Raw genomic sequence first — 18,327 nt, 5'->3', positions numbered from 1 at the left:
ACAAGTTCACGCCGCCAGATGGCCCGCGATGCAGCCTTCGAACGGCCAGCCTGATGCCAACGGCAGGGTCAGGCGCCCACAGCCAGCGCGGACGAACGCCATCAACTATACATATCACCTTGTTTCCATTAGGCTTTAAGCCGGTTGGCAGCGCCTTGGATGCTGCGCCAAACTCGCCCGCCCAGAGGCGGCTCCACCTCTATCGCCAAGGATTGCACCATGCTGGCTCACACTCGCCGCCTTGTTCGCCGTGCTCTGCTGACCCTGTTGCTGCTGTTGCTGACCGCGTGGGCGGTGATCGCCTACTTCGCCTGGCAGGCAGCGCCGCTGCAGCTGTGGCACACAGTAGTGCCCCCCGAACTCAGTGCCGATGAGCTCGACAGCAGCGACTGGCAAGCCTATCTGGCCCGCGAAGCAGAGCTGTTCGAACTGGTGGCCACCGAGGTAGTCGCCAAGACACCGCCCGAGCAGCAACTGGCCAGCAATCGCTACTATCAGGACGCCCCCATCAATCCCGCCCGCTTTCAGCAGAACTGGAACCGCTCCTACCTGCTGCGCCCCGAGGGGGAAGTCAAAGGGGTGGCGGTGCTGCTGCACGGCCTGACCGACTCCCCCTACAGCCTGCGCCATCTGGCCAGACGCTATCAGCAGCAGGGCTTTATCGCGCTGGGGCTGCGGATCCCCGGCCACGGCACAGTGCCCGCTGGCCTAGTGGATGTGGATTGGGAGACCTGGCTGGCCGCCACCCGACTGGCGGTGCGGGAGGCCAGATTGCTGGCACCGGGCAAGCGGCCGCTGCATCTGGTGGGCTTTTCCAACGGCGGGGCTCTGGCGGTGAAATATGCGCTCGATGCGCTGGCCGACCCGAGCGGCACGCTGGCAAAACCGGATCGGCTGGTGCTGATCTCCCCAATGATCGGGGTGACCCGCTTTGCCCGCTTCGCCGGGCTCAAGGCCGTGCCTGCCCTGCTGCCCGCCTTTGCCAACGCCGCCTGGCTCGACACCATGCCGGAGTTCAACCCGTTCAAGTACAACTCGTTCCCGGTCAACGGCGCGCGCCAGTCCTATCGCCTGACCCACGCCATCCAGCAGCAGGTACGCCAACTGGCCGCCAGTGGCGAGCTGGCGGCGTTTCCCCCCGCCCTCACCTTCCAGTCGGTGATGGACTACACCGTCAGCACCCGCTCCATCATTGCCGATCTCTACCACTACCTGCCGGCCAACGGCAGCGAACTGGTGCTGTTTGATATCAACCGCAGCACCCTGTTTGGCCCGCTGATGAGCTCGGCCTCCGAGCTGGCGCTGCACCGCTTGCTGCCAAACGCCCCTCAGCACTATCGCCTCACCGTGGTGGGCAATGTCGAGCCAACCTCCCCCGCAACGCAGGCCAGAACGCTGGCCAGCGCCGACCAACCTGAGCAGGTTCGCCTGCTGGGTATCGATTATCCCAAAGAGATCTACTCCCTCTCCCACGTGGCGCTCCCCTTCCCGATGGACGACCCCCTCTATGGCATGGCGGCGCGCCCGGAGCAGCGGGAGCAATACGGCATCAATCTCGGCGGTCTGGCCCTGCGTGGCGAGCGCGGCGTGCTGATCGTCAACCCCGGCGCCCTCACCCGCACCTCCTCCAACCCCTTCTACCCCTATCTGCAGCAGCGGGTAATGGAGACCCTCACGGCCCCTCCCGTGGCCCCGTCTGCTGCCGTCCCCCCTGCCAGCAGCGGTCAACCTGATGCGGCCTATCAGGCAGAAGTGGAGCAGTTTTTACAGGAGAGCGACGAGAGCAGCGCGCCTTTCTAGGGCGTTTCTGGAGTATCGGCAAAGAGCCACTGGCGCTGGGTCGATGGCGATACGAGAAAGGGGCCGTCAATTGACGGCCCCTTTCTGTTGATGATGGCGATGGGAGTGATGGCTTGGTGGGATCAGGGATAGATGCTCACTTCTATCAGGTTCTGATCCTGCTCGAGGAAATAAGGTGATTCTGACAGGTGTTGCACCATCAGGCGCCAGCCCTGTCAGGGATAACGGCTGACCTCAATCAGGTTCTGATCCGGGTCGAGGAAGTAGATGGATTCTATCGGCCCGCAAGCCCCGCTTTTGGTCACCGGTCCCTCGACAATCTCCACCCCGTGGCAGGCAAGCTGGGCCATCACCTGCTCCAGCGGCCAGCGGGTGATAAGGCAGACATCCCCCGACCCCACCTGCGCCCGATTGCGCGGCTCCTGCCCCGGCAGTTGCAGATTGATCTTCTGGTTGCCAAACCCTACCGCCCGGCGCCCCGCACCGAAGGTAATGGCCTCCATATTGAGCACCGAACTGTAAAACGCCACGGCCCGTTCAATATCACTGACCGTCAATACCAGATGGTCGATATGGCTGATCATGGTTACCTCCTGGTGGTGATCTGGCTGATGTGACCGACATATGCCCGCAAACATCCGACTGTTGCCTATTGCCGCCACGGCGGGCAACCCCATCATACCCGGCAAGGGGAAGCCCATGTGTGCCGTGACGCGCAAAGCGAGCGCAAATGATCTGGTCAGATAAATTCGCGTTACTGCACCGCAGCGCACGCTTTGTCACGCTGGGCCAGCAGGGCTTCATCGTCACTGTCCATCGCCGCCAGAATCGCATGATTGCAAGCCCGCTCTGCCAGCTTGGCCGGACTCTGTTTGGCATCCCCTATTTCGGCGATAAGGGGCCGATAACTGATGGCAGCCGAGCAGTACATGGCGCGAAATTTGGGCAGTTGCCAGCTGCTGTCATCCTGTCGGGTCAAGTCATCACACAGCTTGTGAAACAGGGCGGACGCCTTGACCGTGCACTGGCTAAAACGCCGCACATCCTGCTCGTAGGGACGACAAACGCTCGGCTGCTGGATCTGCCACAGCTGAAAAGAGAACGGAACCGACTCCCCTTCATACTGCACAACCAGCGTCTTGGCATCGGTGCCATAGATATCCGCAACCTGCTGCTGTACCAGATTGAGATAAGCCGAAAAAAGATAGGAAACCGGATCCATCACCACCTCCCTGTGGTTGTCACTGCCGGGCTTTATTACCGAAAACCGGGGCGATGTTCAAACGAGTAACAGGCGACAACAGCTTACTGATTTGGCAACAAAAAATAATTACTTTTCACACGCGGTGGAAGCTGGGCCGAGAGTGCTATCCGGTCAGTTATATGGACGGGAATGATCCATGGCGATCTGCAATTCACGGCCACCGGCAATCTCGCCATGACTGATGCCGCTGGTCAGCCACCAGCTGATAACCAGAAGCAGTCGTTCCGGATCATGGCGCAGACGCCCTTTCAGGGCACACTCCCAGATGATCAGACGGCGGATACCCAGTTGGTCCAGCTCGGCCAGATGACGGGCATCTCGCGCACGATTGCTGGCGATCTTGGCTTGCCAGAAGTCGGTTCTGCTCGATGGCAGCTTGAAGAGATAACAATCATGACCATGCCAGAAACAACCATTCACCTCGATCACCGCACGGTAGCGAGCCAGCCAGAGATCCGGCGTGCCCGGCAAGGCGGTATTGTGCAAGCGATAGCGAAACCCGGCATGATGCAACATGGCGCGCACCCGCTTCTCGGGACGGGTATCCCGGTTACGAATACCGGCCATCATCTCGCTACGCTTTTGGGGCTTCACGATATCTGTCACAATGTCGCCTCGCTTGTGATGTCGCATTAAATACTGTATAAAAAACCAGTTCAATCACTGACTATTGATGATTATGCCTACAAATGGCTAAAAAATAAGTGAGTTATCTCTGTGAAAACCTTCTTGAAAAAATATGAAGATGCATTAAGCGCCCTGGCACATGAACATACCCCCACAGGAAGTGACCCACGAGCATTAATTCATCAATGGCTGCACGCCATTGCATCTGACACTGAACTGGCATGCCAATCAGCAAAAATCAACAAAGAAATCATCATCTCGGAACTCACCAAGCATGATTTGATTGCGAGCCCGTCCGAGCTGAAAAAAACTCTGCATTCTCTTGTGGTAAGTCCACCATCAGATAAAAATGTTTTTACTTTTATAGATTTGTTTGCTGGCATTGGTGGTTTTAGAACTGCCCTGCAAAGCCTGGGGGGAGTTTGTACATTTAGCAGTGAATGGGATAAATCTGCACAGCAGACATATCTAAATAATTATGGCGAACTACCATTTGGTGATATCACAGCTTTCACAAATGATAATATTAGTGACAAGCAGTTGAATACACTGGTTCCTTCACATGATATTCTTGCTGCAGGTTTCCCCTGCCAACCGTTCAGTGGTGCAGGTGTATCAGCTAGAAATGCTGTCGGCAAAGAACATGGTTTCAAATGTGAAACTCAAGGTACTCTTTTCTTTGATGTGATGCGTATTGCATCAGTAAAAAAACCTAAAGTTCTCTTTCTGGAGAATGTTAGAAATATTACCAGACATGATAAAGGTCGAACCTTTGATGTAATCAAAAGGTCCGTAGAGGAAATCGGTTATACCTTCAAATATGAACTAATCGATTCATCATCGCTCGTACCACAACGCAGAGTACGTTGCTACATGGTATGCACTCGCAATGATCTGAATATCGACTTCAAATTCCCTGAATTTGACGGTCAACCTCTACCGCTTAGGTCTATTCTGGAGCCGACTCCAGACGCAAGATTCACTATTTCTGATACTCTCTGGCAAGGACATATAAAAAGAACCGAGAGAAACCTTGATAGAGGAACAGGCTTTACAGCCTTTACAGCAAATCTGGATAAGCCATCAAACACACTGGTTGCAAGATATGGTAAAGATGGTAAAGAATGCCTAATACCTCAGGAAGGTAAAAATCCGAGACTATTGACACCAAGAGAATGTGCAAGATTACAAGGATATCCTGAAAATTTTGTTATTCCTACAGCAAAAACTCCAGCCTACAAGCAATTTGGTAATTCAGTCGCGGTACCCGTTATCAGGAAGATTGCTGAAAATATAGTAGAGGCCATCATATGAGCTTTGAGGATTTCTGCAAAAAATCAATAAGTTATGATAAACAAAGGATTCAATGTCAAGAATCCTTTGTCATCAGCTTCAATAATGAAAAAGATGAATGCTTTACCATAAAACCGGAGACGCTGATTGCATTTCTTCAATTCATGCTGGAAAACTACAATCAGATTGAAAATGCTTGGGGCTCTGTCCCAAGCAAAAAAAACAGCTTAAATATATACGAAGAAAAATCATATCGCGCAATTTATGGAAAAGCTTCAGACATCGATGAGTTGAAAAGCATCAGTTCTATAGGTCGCAGCCAAACGAAAGCAATAACAAGAGTAATATCTAAATTTATAGCCTATCTATTAGATGAAGAGTATGTTGGCGTTGAATCAAACACTTTTTTTGTTGACTCATATTTAAAGTCGGCATTAGAAAAGGTCGCGTCAGGATTCAAAGCACATGAAAATAAAAAAGCGCTATCTTCTTCTACTCCTCAACTAAAAGTGCTTTTCGAAAACTGGCTTGCGAAACAAAATCTTAGCACTAACACTATAAAAAAATACTCGGAGCAGAGTATTGCCAAAGCTGATGAAGTAGTGTCATCTATTGACGAATCACTCCCCAAACTTTATTCAGTGTCAGATGTTGGCGAGTGTGAAAAAATAATAAACACCTTACTTAAAAGCGATATCTGGAAAGATTTAAACACTGCGGGAAATGGGATGTACTCCTCGGGAGTGAAAAAATACGAATTATTTCTCAATCAGTATTTCATAAATAAATCCATCCCCTGTCATAAACCATTTTTACTTTTTGCCGGTATTTCCGGCACAGGAAAAACCCGTTTTATTCGTGAGCAGGTCAAGGACTATCCAGGCCAGAAAAATTACTGCCTGGTACCTGTACGACCAGACTGGCACGAACCCTCCGATCTGCTGGGCTATATCTCCAGGATCAGTGGTAAAAAGGAGTATGTATCAACGCCGGTGCTGCATTTTATTACCCAAGCCTGGATCCATATTTTCGAGCATATTGGCGAAGTCAGAACCGATGGCAAGATTGGTCTAAGCCAAAAACAACTGGACCATATTCCCCCCTTCTGGCTCTGCCTCGACGAGATGAACCTGGCTCCGGTTGAACAATATTTCGCCGACTATCTCTCGGTACTGGAGACCCGCCACTGGTATACCTCACCCGAACTGACTGCATTTAACGACAAAGAAGGGGTGGACTACGACTATGTCTACCAGTGCGATCCCCTGCTCAAAGCAGATACGCTTAGTCAGCAATTGGATGACTCAGCACGTATCGAACTGGCGGAAAAACTGGGACTGGACCTCGATGTTTCACTGCATCAGCAGATCTGGGCCAGCTTCTGCCAGCATGGTATCGCTATCCCCTTCAATCTGATGGTGGCCGGTACCGTCAATATGGACGAGACCACCCACGGCTTTTCCCGCAAGGTGATCGACAGGGCCCTCACCTTCGACTTTAACGAGTTCTTCCCCAACGATTTCGATGCCTACTTTTCACCGGCATTGCAGCCAAAACGGCTGGGTTATCCGACCTGGTCAGACGGACGCGCCATTACTGAAGTCTCCGCACTGGAGCAATACAGTAAAGAGAGCGTCACCTTCCTGAAGGCAGTCAACGGGGTGCTGCAACAGAGCCCGTTCGAACTGGCATATCGCGCCCTGAACGAGCTGATGCTGGCCCTGCTGGCCCATCACCCCGCCAATACCGCAGAACTGGTCGCCATCTGGGATGACTTTATGATGTGCAAGGTCTTGCCGCGCATTGAGGGAGATAGCGACAAGTTGCGCAGCCATCTGACGGCTGATGGCGACCTGCTGACTGACCTGGAAAAGGTGTTGGCAGAACAATTTACCGAGCACTGGGAGGGGACACGCCCTGACCTGTTTAACTGCAAGGTGGCTGCCGCCGGTGAAGATTCCGCCCCCGCAGAACCGCCGCACGTCCCCTGCCGCAGCAAGAAGAAACTGGCCTGGATGAAAGAGCGGCTGGCACGGCAGTGCTTTACCAGCTTCTGGCCGTAAGGGGGTTGTGATGGAGTGCCTGTTTACCCTGCAGAGCCGTGACTGGATTTTGCGGATCTATGCCAATGAGAAGACGGTCGGGGATCGTTATCGGCAGTTACAAGCTACCCGCGTCCATCATCAACAGGTGATCGGCAACGCGGGCCTGCCAGCGAGCCCGGGCAGATACGAACCGCCAGTTGTGCGCTTCTCGCAGCCCCTTTCCATCACTCTGGCTGAAGCTGATGGTTGCCCGCTGGAGCTGCCTGATGCTCAGGCGCTCTCCGCTCTGGTACTGCCAACCCCCCTGTTGTTTGAGAACTGCTTTTACGAATTCGAATGGGAGTTTCTTCACGGCGTTAGCGAGGGAAGTGATGCGCCGCGGCTGGAGCATCATCTGCAGCGGATCTGCGAGTCGTTTCGCTTCAAAAGCAGGCATGGATCGCAGGAGCTGCTGGGGGGATTCAATACCGGCAACGATGTAGGCACACTTGCACTCCCCTTCTCTTATCAACCGAAATCGGCTGCAGGAAAAGCTGCTCGCATTCAGCTGACGCTCTGGTTCGAGGTCTATCCGGTCAAGCTGGATATCCGTCGGGATGTGCCGCTGATCCATCGGGTGCTGGATGAGCAGTACCCCTACTGGCGTTTTACCCTGAACAGCGCAACCAGTCAGCAAGGGGGGCGCAGCCAGCGCAAAGCCGAACCGTTCCCCCTGCTCTGGCTTGCCCATTTCGAAGCCCTGCACAAGGACCTTGAGCGGGGGATCCGCCAGATCATCAATGCGCCCCACAGCAGGCTGCAAAGCAAGACCGAATATCTGCTGGCCGCCAGAATGAAGCGCCCGCCACGCCCGAAGCAGGCCGAACAGATCCGCCAGGATCTGGATAACGGTATCGAGCGCAGATACCGGGTGGAACGTAAACAACTGACCACGGATACCCCGGAAAACCGCTTTATCAAGTTTGTGCTGGAGCGCACCGGAAGGATGCTGCAACAGCTGACACAACAGGGCGATCGCACACTGCTGTCCAGGGCCTTTTTTGACCGTCTGAAGGCGTGGAGCAAACCGCTGGATCAGGCGCTGGCTCACCCCCTGATGCAGGAGATAGGTCCGGCGGCAGTGTTACAACGCGAGTCTCTGGTACTACAGCAAAAGAGCGGCTATAGCGCGGTTTACCGGGTCTGGCAGAAACTGCGCCTCTATCTAGATGCGTTGGGAAATGATGCCGTGGCCGGCGTGCGCAGCATGGATCAGCTCTACGAGCTCTGGTGCGTGCTCGAGGTGCGCCGGATTATCCTGACGCTGGGATTTACCGAAGTGAAAACACCTGCCTTTAACTTCACCCGCGATGGCTGGGATACCCGGCTGGCCGAGGGGATGAAGTACTGCTGGGAGTACCTTCGTACAGCAGACGGTGTAAGGCTCAAGCTGGCCCATGAACCGAGATTTCACAAGACCAACAAGCCGGTTCACTCCCTGCTGGTTCCCCAGAAGCCGGACATTCTGATCGAAGCCACCACTGGCAGTGGCGACACTTTTATCTGGCTGTTTGATGCCAAGTACCGGGTCGATAACGGCACTCAAGATGACCCGAGAGACAGGGTGCCCGATGATGCCATCAACCAGATGCACCGTTATCGGGATGCCCTGCTCTATCAGCAACAGGATGACCCGATACCAAGCCGCCCCACATTTGGCGCTTTTGCGCTCTATCCGGGCTTTATGAACCAGCAACCCGGAACGAAAAATCCCTATCAGGAGGAGATCGACCGGATTGGTATCGGTGCCTTTGCCCTGTTGCCAGCAGAGGATCACAGCGGCTCTTGCTGGCTGCAAACCTTCCTTGAGCAAAAGCTGGGTAAATCGGGGGAAGAGTTCCGCTATCCAGCCATCCGCTCGGGCCACTTCTATCTGGAAGAGCCCAGCCGGATTGCCACCCTGGGGATGCAGCAGGTCCGCCACCATGATCTCACCCTGATCATTCCGACCGCACCGGAAAACAGCCGCCCGGCGAGCTACTTCGATGCATTTCGTGATGGTTCTGCCCGCTGGTATCACACCCCTGCCGAAACCATTGCCACTCGTTACGATGATCAGCTGATGAACGAGATCAGCTATCTGGCCGTAGCGACCCTTGCGGCCGATGGCAAGACACGGGAGGTAACCCGTGTCTGGCCTGTGCTGACATGCCGGAAGCTGCGAAGGGAACAATTGACCGAAGAGCAGACAGGTACACCGCTGGCTGGGGGGAATGTGAATCCTTACTGGTTGCTGGAGCTGGGGCCCTCTATTTCATTGCTCCACCCTCTGACACAGCTGGATGCGGCAAGTTTCAGAGCGGCAATGAGACTGACCAGACTGGCAGAATTGCAAGGTGAATTGACCGGATTTTCGGCACTGCCGGATTATTACGGGGAGTTATTGCGCACACATCCAGCCTGAACACCTGACTGCTATCCCGGCTTTGCCAGCCAAGTGCTGGCAAAGCCGCCAAACAACCGTCCGCAATCTTGCCCAAAACCCCGGCTAAATTATCCAGTTGCATAATAACCATGCGGCCTTGCGGTTGTTTAACTGGCCCTAACGTCAGATAATACCGCCCGCCTTCAAACCCCGATAACCCGACTTTCAGTGACGGTAATTGATGACTGAGTACCTGCTTTTATTGATCGGCACCGTGCTGGTTAACAACTTCGTGCTGGTGAAATTCCTCGGCCTCTGCCCCTTTATGGGAGTCTCCGGCAAGCTGGAAACCGCCATCGGCATGGGGCTGGCGACCACCTTCGTGATGACCCTCGCCAGTGCCAGCTCCTATCTGGTGGAGCACTATATCCTGCTGCCGCTGGATATCGCCTATCTGCGCACCCTCGCCTTTATTCTGGTGATCGCCGTGGTGGTGCAGTTTACCGAGATGGTGGTGCGCAAGAGCAGCCCGACCCTCTATCGCCTGCTGGGGATCTTCCTGCCGCTCATCACCACCAACTGCGCGGTGCTCGGGGTGGCGCTGCTCAGCATCAATGAGCGACACGACTTTATCCAGAGCGTGATCTACGGCTTTGGCGCCGCGACCGGCTTCTCGCTGGTGTTGATCCTGTTTGCCGCCATGCGTGAGCGTCTGGTCGCCGCCGATGTACCCGCGCCGTTTCGCGGGGTGTCGATTGCCATGATCACCGCCGGTCTGATGTCGCTGGCCTTTATGGGCTTTACCGGCCTTATCAAGATATAACCATGATCCATATTCTCTTTGCCATTCTGGTGCTCACCCTGCTGGCGCTGGCGTTCGGGATTATCCTGGGCTTTGCCGCCGTCAAGTTTCATGTGGAAGCAGACCCCATCGTCGACCAGCTCGATGCCCTGCTGCCGCAAACCCAGTGTGGCCAGTGCGGCTATCCCGGCTGCAAACCCTACGCCGAGGCGCTCGCCAACGGCGATCAGATCAACAAGTGCGTACCCGGTGGCGAGGCCACCATGCGCAAGATTGCCGATCTGATGGGGGTCGAGCCCCAGCCGCTGGGGGGCAGTGACGAGGCCGCCGTGCCGGTCAAGAAGGTCGCCTTTATCCACGAAGATCAGTGCATCGGCTGCACCAAGTGCATTCAGGCCTGCCCGGTGGATGCCATCGTCGGCGCCACCAAGGCGATGCATACCGTGATTGCCAACGAGTGCACCGGTTGCGATCTCTGTGTCGATCCCTGTCCGACCGACTGCATCGAGATGATCCCGGTGCCCACCACGGTCGATAACTGGAAGTGGGATCTCAATAACGTGCATGTTCCGGGCAAGATTCCGGTCAAGATAGTGGAATAAACAGCGGAGCAACCATGCATTCCTTACTCGAACGTATCAAAGCCGGCACGCTCTGGGACTTTCACGGTGGCATTCACCCCGCCGACAACAAGCTGCAATCAAGCCAGAGCCCGGTGGTAGACGCCGGTCTGCCGCCACGCCTCATCATTCCGCTGCGCCAGCACGCAGGCCACGCCGGCGATCTGCTGGTGCAGGTGGGCGACAAGGTCAAAAAAGGGCAGCCGCTGACCCGTTATGCCAAGGGGCGGGTCGTCCCTGTCCATGCCTCCACCTCGGGCACCATCACCGAGATTGGCAACCACACGGTTGCCCACCCCTCCGGACTCGGCGATCTCTGCGTCATCCTCACCCCGGATGGGGAAGATGAATGGGGCGAGCGCAATGGCAAAGCCGATTACTGGAATCTGGAGCGGGGCGAGCTGCTCGAGCGCATTCAGCAGGCGGGGGTAGCGGGCCTTGGCGGCGCCGTCTTCCCCACTCACAGCAAGCTCGATGGCCGCGGCCAGCTCACCGAGATCCTGATCGTCAACGGGCTGGAGTGCGAACCCTATATCACCACCGACGATCGGCTGATGCAGCAGTACGCCGACGAGATCATGGATGGCATCCGGGTGCTCAAGCACCTGCTCAAACCGAAACTCACCCTGATCGGGGTGGAAGACAACAAACCCGAGGCGATCACCGAGCTGACCCGTCACGCCACCGACGAGGATGTGCTGGTCAAGACGGTGCCGACCAAGTACCCCTCGGGCGGTGCCAAGCAAACCATCGAGCTGCTCACCGGCCGTCAGGTGCCCAAAGGCGGGCGCGCGGTCGATATCGGCATCATGGTGCTCAACGTCGCCACCGTGTTTGCCATCAAGCGCGCCATTATCGACGGCGAGCCGCTGATCGAGCGGATCGTCACCCTCACTGGCGACAGCTTCAAGAAGCCCGGCAACGCCTGGGTGCGCCTCGGTACGCCGGTGCGCTGGCTACTGCAGCGCTTCGAGCTGCAACCGGAGGCGGATCAGCGGGTGATCATGGGGGGCCCCATGATGGGCTTTACCCTGCCCCACGCCATGGTGCCTGTGGTCAAGGCGACCAACTGCCTGCTGGCGCCGACGCAAGCCGAACTGCCCGCCCCCGGCCCGGAGCAGCCCTGCATCCGTTGCAGCGCCTGTGCCGATGCCTGCCCGGCCAGCCTGCTGCCGCAAGAGCTCTACTGGTACAGCAAGGCCAAGGAGTACGACAAAGCCGAGAAGCTCAACCTGATGGACTGCATCGAGTGCGGTGCCTGCGCCTGGGTCTGCCCGAGCGAGATCCCGCTGGTGCAGTACTACAAGATCGCCAAGGATGACATTCGCGAAGCCCGCGCCGAGGCCGAGAAAGCCGAACGCGCCAAGCAGCGTTTCGAGGCCAAGCAGGCCCGTTTCGAGCGGGAGAAAGCAGCCCGCGAAGCGCGCCACGCCGAAGCCGCCGCCCAGCGCCGTCAGACCATGACGGCCGCAGGCGGGGAAGATCCGGTGGCAGCGGCACTGGCCCGCATCAAGGCCAAGCAGGATGCGCCCATCACAGCCATTGCCACCACCGCCGAGGGCTTGCCTGACAACAGCGCGGTGATTGCCGCCCGCGAAGCCCGCAAACGGGAAGCGGAGGCGCGCCGCGCCGCCAAGCTGGCAGAGAACGCAAACAGCGACACTGCCGCTGCGGCGCAACCCGCCGAGGCGGTTGACCTCGCCAGCGATCCCAAGAAAGCGGCCATCGCCGCCGCACTGGCCCGCGCCAAGGCCAAGAAAGCCGCTCAGGCTGGCGAGAGCGCCGAGCCTGTGACTGCCGAAGCCGTTGCTGCCCCAGCGGTAGATGCTGATCAGCAAAAAGCAGAGGTTGATCCGAAAAAGGCGGCGATTGCTGCCGCCATTGCCCGCGCCAAGGCCAAAAAGGCCGAGGCGAATGGTGGACCGGTAAGCGCTGCCAAGGGCACGGCAGCCGAGGTCAACACGCAAAATGATGCCCCTGTCGATCCCAAAAAAGCGGCAATTGCTGCCGCCATCGCCCGGGCCAAGGCCAAGAAGGCCGCCCAGCAGGGTGACAGCGCTGAGGGCGATCTGACTGCAAATGCTGGCGCCAGCGAATCCGCTGCAACCCAAAGTGATGCGCCATCTGCGGCCAGCGAAGCGGTTGATCCCAAGAAAGCTGCTATCGCTGCTGCCATTGCCCGCGCCAAGGCCAAAAAGCTGGCCCAGCAGGGCGAGAGTGCCGGTGCTGAAGGTGCGCAGAGTGAGCCAGCTGCCAGCGCACAGACCCGCGACGTGGCGGTAGCCAAGAGCGAAGTAACCACCAGCCAAAGCGATACGGCTGCAAGTGCAGCGGTCGATCCCAAGAAGGCCGCTATCGCCGCTGCCATCGCCCGGGCCAAGGCCAAAAAGCTGGCCCAGCAGGGCGAAAGTGCCGGTGCTGAAGTAGCAAGTACCAGTGCAGAGGTAGAAAGTGCCGCTACTCAGGTAGATAGAGCCGAAACTGAGGGTGAGCGCGCACCGGCCGAGCCGATGCAAAGCGATGCAGCCAGCAGTGAGCAACCACTTGCCGTCACTGCCGCGCCGGAAGCGAACGCCCCTGCGGCTGACGCCCTGGTTGATCCGAAAAAAGCGGCCATTGCAGCCGCGGTGGCCCGCGCCAAGGCGAAGAAGCTGGCGGCAGAGGCGGCCAGAGCTGCCGAAACCGCCGCTGAAGATGCCCCGTCAGCCGACCGAACAACCACAAGGTAATCGACAGACTCATGTTCAATATTGCGACTGCGCCGTTTGCCCATAACCGCAAACAGACCCGAACCCTGATGCTGCTGGTGATCCTGGCCTGCGTGCCGGGCTTGCTGGCCCAGACCTGGTTCTTCGGCTGGGGCTCCTTTATCCAGATCCTGCTGGCGCTGGTGACCGCGTTGCTGTGCGAGGCGCTGGTGCTCAAGCTCCGTGGCCGCGCCATCAAGCCTGCCCTGATGGATGGCAGTGCGGCGCTCACCGCCGTGCTGATCGGTCTCTCCCTGCCGCCGCTGCTGCCATGGTGGATGCTGGTGGTGGGCACGGCCTTTGCCATCATTGTCGCCAAACACCTTTACGGCGGACTGGGTCAGAACCTGTTCAACCCGGCCATGGTCGCCTATGTGCTGCTGCTGGTCTCCTTCCCGGTGCAGATGACCAGCTGGCTGCCGCCGGAGAGCGTGCGCGCCTACAGCCTCGGTTTTGGTGATGCGGCGTCGGTGATCTTCACCGGCTTTAGCCTCGACGGCTACAGCATGGCCCAGCTCAAGCAGGGGGTGGATGGTCTCACCATGGCGACCCCCCTCGATACCCTGAAAACCGGCCTGACTCAGGGGCTCACCACCGGCGAGATCCTGAGCGGCCCGCTGTTCGAGGGTTGGGGCGGCATCGGCTGGAGCTGGGTCAACCTCGGCTATCTGCTGGGCGGCCTCTTCCTGCTGCAACAGAAGGTGATCAACTGGCGCATTCCGACCGCCATTCTCGGTGCCCTGCTGGCGGCCTCCACCATCGGCTATCTGGTGAGCCCGGATGCGACTGCCACGCCCATGTTCCATCTCTTTAGCGGCGCCACTATGCTGGGGGCCTTCTTTATCGCCACCGATCCGGTCAGCGCCTGCACCACACCGCGCGGCCGACTGGTCTATGGCGTGCTGATCGGGGTGCTGGTCTACATCATTCGCCGCTTTGGCGGCTATCCGGATGCGTTCGCCTTCGCCGTGCTGCTGGCCAACCTTTGCGTACCCTTTATTGACAGTCTGACTCGCCCGAAAGTGTATGGAGCTCGTCGCCAATGATGTTTCTGCCCTTTTCCCCCATCACAGCTGACGGAGCCCGGACATGTTAAAGAGCATGCGCAAGAACGGCCTTATTCTGGCGATGTTCGCGCTCGGCTGTACCGCGCTGGTGGTACTGACCAACGAGCTGACCAAGGATAAAATCGCCCACCAGCAACAGCTGGAGAAACAGCAGACCCTCTCGGTATTGCTGCCAGAGGGGAGCTATGACAACGATCTGGTGGCCAGCTGCAAGCAGGTGACCAGCAGGAAGTATCTCGGCAGCGATCAGCCGCAAGCCCTCTATACCGCCAGCAAAAATGGCGTGGTGACCGGCTATGCATTGGAGGCGATCGCGCCGGATGGTTACAGCGGGGCGATCCGCATCGTGGCGGGCTTTGATGCCAAGGGCACCATCACAGCCGTGCGCGTGCTCGCTCACAACGAGACCCCGGGCCTTGGTGACAAGATCGAGCTGAAGAAATCGGACTGGATCAACAGCTTTGCCGGAAAATTCCTGACCCATGACAACGAGCCCCAGTGGGCGGTGAAGAAGGATGGCGGCGAGTTCGATGCCTTTACCGGCGCCACCATCACCCCGCGAGCCGTGGTCAAGGCGGTGAAGAACCTGCTTAAACTGCAGCAGGAGCAACCCGAACTGCTCAGCAACGCCCCGGCTTGTCCGGCGGCGAACTAACGGAGTCGAGCCATCATGAACCAGATGGAACAGATTGAAACGGGCGCAACCCCGCTTGCCGAGCTGGAAAGCCGCAAGGGCGAGCTCAAGGAGCTGATGAGTCAGGGGCTGTGGAAGAACAACCCCTCGCTGGTGCAGGTGCTGGGGCTCTGCCCGACCCTCGCCGTCTCCTCCACCTTTACCAATGCGCTGGGGCTGGGCCTTGCCACCATGGCAGTGCTGGTCTGCTCAAACCTCGCCGTCTCGCTGGTGCGCAACTGGGTGCCGAAGGATATTCGCATCCCGGTCTATGTGATGATCATCGCCTCGCTGGTGACCAGCGTACAGCTGCTGATGAACGCCTACACCTATGGCCTCTATCAGGCACTCGGCATCTTTATCGCCCTGATCGTCACCAACTGCGTCATCATCGGCCGTGCCGAGGCCTATGCCTCCAAGAACCCGCCGCTGCTGGCAGCCCTCGACGGCCTGATGATGGGCCTTGGCTTTACTCTGGTGCTGCTGGTACTGGGCGGCATGCGCGAGATCATCGGCATGGGCACCCTGTTTGATGGTGCCGAGCTGCTGCTGGGCGAGTGGGCCAAATCCCTGCGCATCGAGCTGTTCCACGCCGATGCCAGCCTGCTGCTGGCGATTTTGCCGCCGGGCGGCTTCATCGGGCTGGGGCTGCTGATCGCCGCCAAGAACGCCATCAACGACTGGCGGGACCGCAAACAGGCAGCTACCGTAGCCCACTGCAACGTTGCCCCGGCCCGCGTCCGGGCGACCGAGCTATGATTGGACGCAAGGCATGAACAACCAGAAACGCAGAGAGATCCTCGAGCGGCTGCGGGAAAACAACCCGCACCCCACCACAGAGCTCAATTTCAACTCGCCATTCGAGCTGTTGATCGCCGTGCTGCTCTCGGCGCAGGCGACCGATGTCAGCGTCAACAAGGCGACCGATAAGCTCTATCCGGTGGCCAACACCCCGCAAGCGATGCTGGAGCTCGGGGTGGACGGGCTCAAGGAGTACATCAAGACCATTGGCCTCTTCAACACCAAGGCCGAGAACGTCATCAAGACCTGCGCCATCTTGCTGGAGCGCCACGGCGGCGAGGTGCCGGAGAACCGCGAAGCGCTGGAAGCCCTGCCGGGCGTCGGTCGCAAGACCGCCAACGTGGTGCTCAACACCGCCTTTGGCTGGCCCACCATCGCCGTCGATACCCATATCTTCCGGGTCTCGAACCGTACCGGTTTTGCGGTGGGCAAGAACGTGGATCAGGTGGAGGAGAAGCTGCTCAAAGTGGTACCCGCCGAGTTCAAGCTGGATGTCCACCACTGGCTGATCCTGCACGGGCGTTACACCTGTCTGGCTCGCAAGCCCCGTTGTGGTTCTTGTATCATCGAGGACTTGTGCGAATACAAAGAGAAGGTCTATCCAGAGAGCTGAATGACTGGGCGCCACAACCGTCCTACCTGTCTCGCTCGCAAACATCCGCTGCAGTGGTTCCTGTATCATCGAGGACCTCTGCGAATACAAAGAGAAGGTCTATCCAGAAAGCTGATAGCCTCGCAACCGAGATTGAAAGCAGTACACATCACCAACCCGGAGAACTGAGCAATGAGAATTCTGCATACCATGCTGCGTGTCGGCGATCTGCAACGCTCCATCGACTTCTACACCCGCGTCCTCGGCATGAAGCTGCTGCGCAAGAGCGAGAACAGCGAGTACAAGTACACCCTGGCCTTCGTCGGCTACGGTGACGAGAAGGATGAAGCGGTGATCGAGCTGACCTACAACTGGGGGGTGAGCGAGTACGAACTGGGCTCCGCCTACGGCCACATCGCGCTGGAAGCGGACGACATCTATGCCACCTGCGAAGCACTGCGCGCCGCCGGTGCCAAGATCACTCGTGAGCCGGGCCCGGTCAAGGGCGGCACCACCGTCATCGCCTTCGTCGAAGATCCGGACGGTTACAAGATTGAACTGATTGCCAAGAAAGATGCCGGTACTGGCCTCGGTGACAGCTTCTAAGCTGCCCTAATCCCGCTGCCGAATGGCAGGATCAAAAAAGAGCGCATCTGCGCTCTTTTTTATGCCTCTTTGCCGGGGACAGCACTAGATCTCGCCATTGCGCCCCATGCTGATCACCACCCGCCGGTTCTTGGCACGCCCCTGTTCGGTTTCGTTGGAGGCGACGTGCTGCTTCTCGCCATGCCCCTCCACCGAGATCTTGCCGGGATCGATCCCCAGATCGACAAACACCTTCTTGATGGCATCGGCCCGCTTCTCGGAGAGTTTCAGGTTCGGCCAACGGCCGCCATAGCTGTCGCTGTAGGCGTCAATTACCACCACATCGATGCTCTTGTCCGCCTTGATAAACTCGCTGATCATCGCCAGCCGCCGCTTGGAGGGGATGGAGAGCTGATCGCTGTTTTTGTCGTAGGTGAGCACGCTAAAGGCGATATCGTTAAAGCTGTAGGGCAAGAGTCCGCTCAGACAGTCGATAAAAGCTTGATATTTGACCCGAAAGTTGACAGACGACAGCGACACTCGCACCGCGCGGTTCTGGCGATACCAGTCCCGATACTGGAAGGTCGGCATCCGCCCCCCCTCCAGCTCGTCGAGCATGGTCCAGGCGGTTTGCCCCTCCACCAGCCCATCGAACTGCTGATAGAAGCGCAGTTGACTCACTTCTCGCCCGGCTATCCCTGGGCGCCATACCGGCGGCATGATGCCAAGGCTCACCGTCTGGGTCTGGGCCTGTGGCCGCTTGCCCTTGAGCTCGAAGTCGAGGTTGATCTTGCGACCGGCGCGGCTGACAAAGGCCCCCGTTCCCCAGTTGGGAATAGGATGCTCGAGGCGACACTCAATCTGGGTATCGGAGGTCAAACGCCAGACGGATTGATCCAGACCGGCACCAAATTCGGTGACCCCAGCCTGTAACTGCATACTCACGGATATGCTGACCAACCCCAACACCCAAGCGTTCAATTGCTTGTCCTCCACACGATCTCACA

Annotated in this window: 16 protein-coding genes; 12 read left to right on the top strand and 4 right to left on the bottom strand. The window is 57.8% G+C overall.

Going from position 1 to position 18,327, the window contains the following annotated elements; all coding sequences use genetic code 11:
• Positions 1–219: 219 nt before the first annotated feature.
• Positions 220–1,800 carry an alpha/beta hydrolase gene (locus G5182_RS02865; protein ID WP_421254171.1) on the top strand — a complete coding sequence of 527 codons (1,581 nt, stop codon included), beginning with the start codon at positions 220–222 and terminating at the stop codon, positions 1,798–1,800.
• 215 nt (positions 1,801–2,015) lie between these two features.
• On the opposite strand, the gene G5182_RS02860 is transcribed toward G5182_RS02865, so the two are convergent.
• The 3 genes from G5182_RS02860 to G5182_RS02850 all read right to left on the bottom strand — a co-directional run bounded on the left by G5182_RS02860 (position 2,016) and on the right by G5182_RS02850 (position 3,670).
• Positions 2,016–2,384 carry a VOC family protein gene (locus G5182_RS02860; protein ID WP_337072764.1) on the bottom strand — a complete coding sequence of 123 codons (369 nt, stop codon included), beginning with the start codon at positions 2,382–2,384 and terminating at the stop codon, positions 2,016–2,018.
• Between the two features lie 170 nt (positions 2,385–2,554).
• Positions 2,555–3,022: a hypothetical protein gene (locus tag G5182_RS02855; RefSeq protein WP_421254170.1), complete on the bottom strand. Its 468-nt coding sequence runs from the start codon at positions 3,020–3,022 to the stop codon at positions 2,555–2,557.
• Between the two features lie 153 nt (positions 3,023–3,175).
• Complete coding sequence (locus tag G5182_RS02850; protein WP_421254169.1) at positions 3,176–3,670, bottom strand: very short patch repair endonuclease; 495 nt, start codon at positions 3,668–3,670, stop codon at positions 3,176–3,178.
• Between the two features lie 111 nt (positions 3,671–3,781).
• Here G5182_RS02850 and dcm point away from each other — a divergent pair, with 111 nt between their 5' ends.
• From dcm to gloA, 11 genes are all read left to right on the top strand, one after another.
• Positions 3,782–5,005: a DNA (cytosine-5-)-methyltransferase gene (gene dcm / locus G5182_RS02845; RefSeq protein ID WP_236351463.1), complete on the top strand. Its 1,224-nt coding sequence runs from the start codon at positions 3,782–3,784 to the stop codon at positions 5,003–5,005.
• Positions 5,002–7,047: an McrB family protein gene (locus G5182_RS02840; RefSeq protein ID WP_421254168.1), complete on the top strand. Its 2,046-nt coding sequence runs from the start codon at positions 5,002–5,004 to the stop codon at positions 7,045–7,047. The genes dcm and G5182_RS02840 overlap by 4 nt, the downstream gene beginning before the upstream one ends.
• Positions 7,048–7,057: 10 nt before the next feature.
• Entirely contained in the window at positions 7,058–9,472 is a 2,415-nt protein-coding gene (locus G5182_RS02835; protein WP_421254167.1) for a DUF2357 domain-containing protein, read from the top strand.
• A 202-nt stretch (positions 9,473–9,674) separates the two neighbouring features.
• The gene (rsxA, locus tag G5182_RS02830; protein ID WP_005337600.1) at positions 9,675–10,256 is read left to right on the top strand and encodes an electron transport complex subunit RsxA; all 582 of its coding nucleotides are present in this window, start codon (positions 9,675–9,677) and stop codon (positions 10,254–10,256) included.
• Positions 10,257–10,258: 2 nt separating this feature from the next.
• The gene (gene rsxB, locus G5182_RS02825; RefSeq protein WP_005350799.1) at positions 10,259–10,837 is read left to right on the top strand and encodes an electron transport complex subunit RsxB; all 579 of its coding nucleotides are present in this window, start codon (positions 10,259–10,261) and stop codon (positions 10,835–10,837) included.
• A gap of 14 nt (positions 10,838–10,851) precedes the next feature.
• A complete protein-coding gene (rsxC, locus tag G5182_RS02820; protein ID WP_421254166.1) occupies positions 10,852–13,584 on the top strand; it encodes an electron transport complex subunit RsxC in 2,733 nt (910 codons plus the stop codon).
• An 11-nt stretch (positions 13,585–13,595) separates the two neighbouring features.
• Entirely contained in the window at positions 13,596–14,648 is a 1,053-nt protein-coding gene (gene rsxD / locus G5182_RS02815) for an electron transport complex subunit RsxD (protein ID WP_005337606.1), read from the top strand.
• 43 nt (positions 14,649–14,691) lie between these two features.
• Entirely contained in the window at positions 14,692–15,324 is a 633-nt protein-coding gene (gene rsxG / locus G5182_RS02810; protein ID WP_005359614.1) for an electron transport complex subunit RsxG, read from the top strand.
• A 15-nt stretch (positions 15,325–15,339) separates the two neighbouring features.
• Positions 15,340–16,101, top strand: a complete 762-nt coding sequence (locus G5182_RS02805) for an electron transport complex subunit E (protein WP_019445996.1) — start codon at positions 15,340–15,342, stop codon at positions 16,099–16,101.
• Between the two features lie 13 nt (positions 16,102–16,114).
• Positions 16,115–16,756: an endonuclease III gene (nth, locus tag G5182_RS02800; protein ID WP_042080150.1), complete on the top strand. Its 642-nt coding sequence runs from the start codon at positions 16,115–16,117 to the stop codon at positions 16,754–16,756.
• Positions 16,757–16,927: 171 nt separating this feature from the next.
• Positions 16,928–17,341, top strand: coding sequence for a lactoylglutathione lyase (gene gloA / locus G5182_RS02795; RefSeq protein ID WP_005337610.1), 414 nt, complete (start codon positions 16,928–16,930; stop codon positions 17,339–17,341).
• An 84-nt stretch (positions 17,342–17,425) separates the two neighbouring features.
• Here the strand turns inward: gloA and G5182_RS02790 are convergent, their stop codons facing one another.
• Positions 17,426–18,301, bottom strand: a complete 876-nt coding sequence (locus tag G5182_RS02790) for a flagellar protein MotY (RefSeq protein ID WP_005337611.1) — start codon at positions 18,299–18,301, stop codon at positions 17,426–17,428.
• Positions 18,302–18,327 lie beyond the last annotated feature (26 nt).

The organism is Aeromonas sp. 600948, assembly GCF_049174875.1.
In the GTDB taxonomy this organism is placed as follows: Bacteria; Pseudomonadota; Gammaproteobacteria; order Enterobacterales; family Aeromonadaceae; genus Aeromonas; species Aeromonas veronii_A.
Note: the sequence above shows the minus strand (reverse complement) of the source record. Positions and strands in the feature narration are given on the sequence as shown.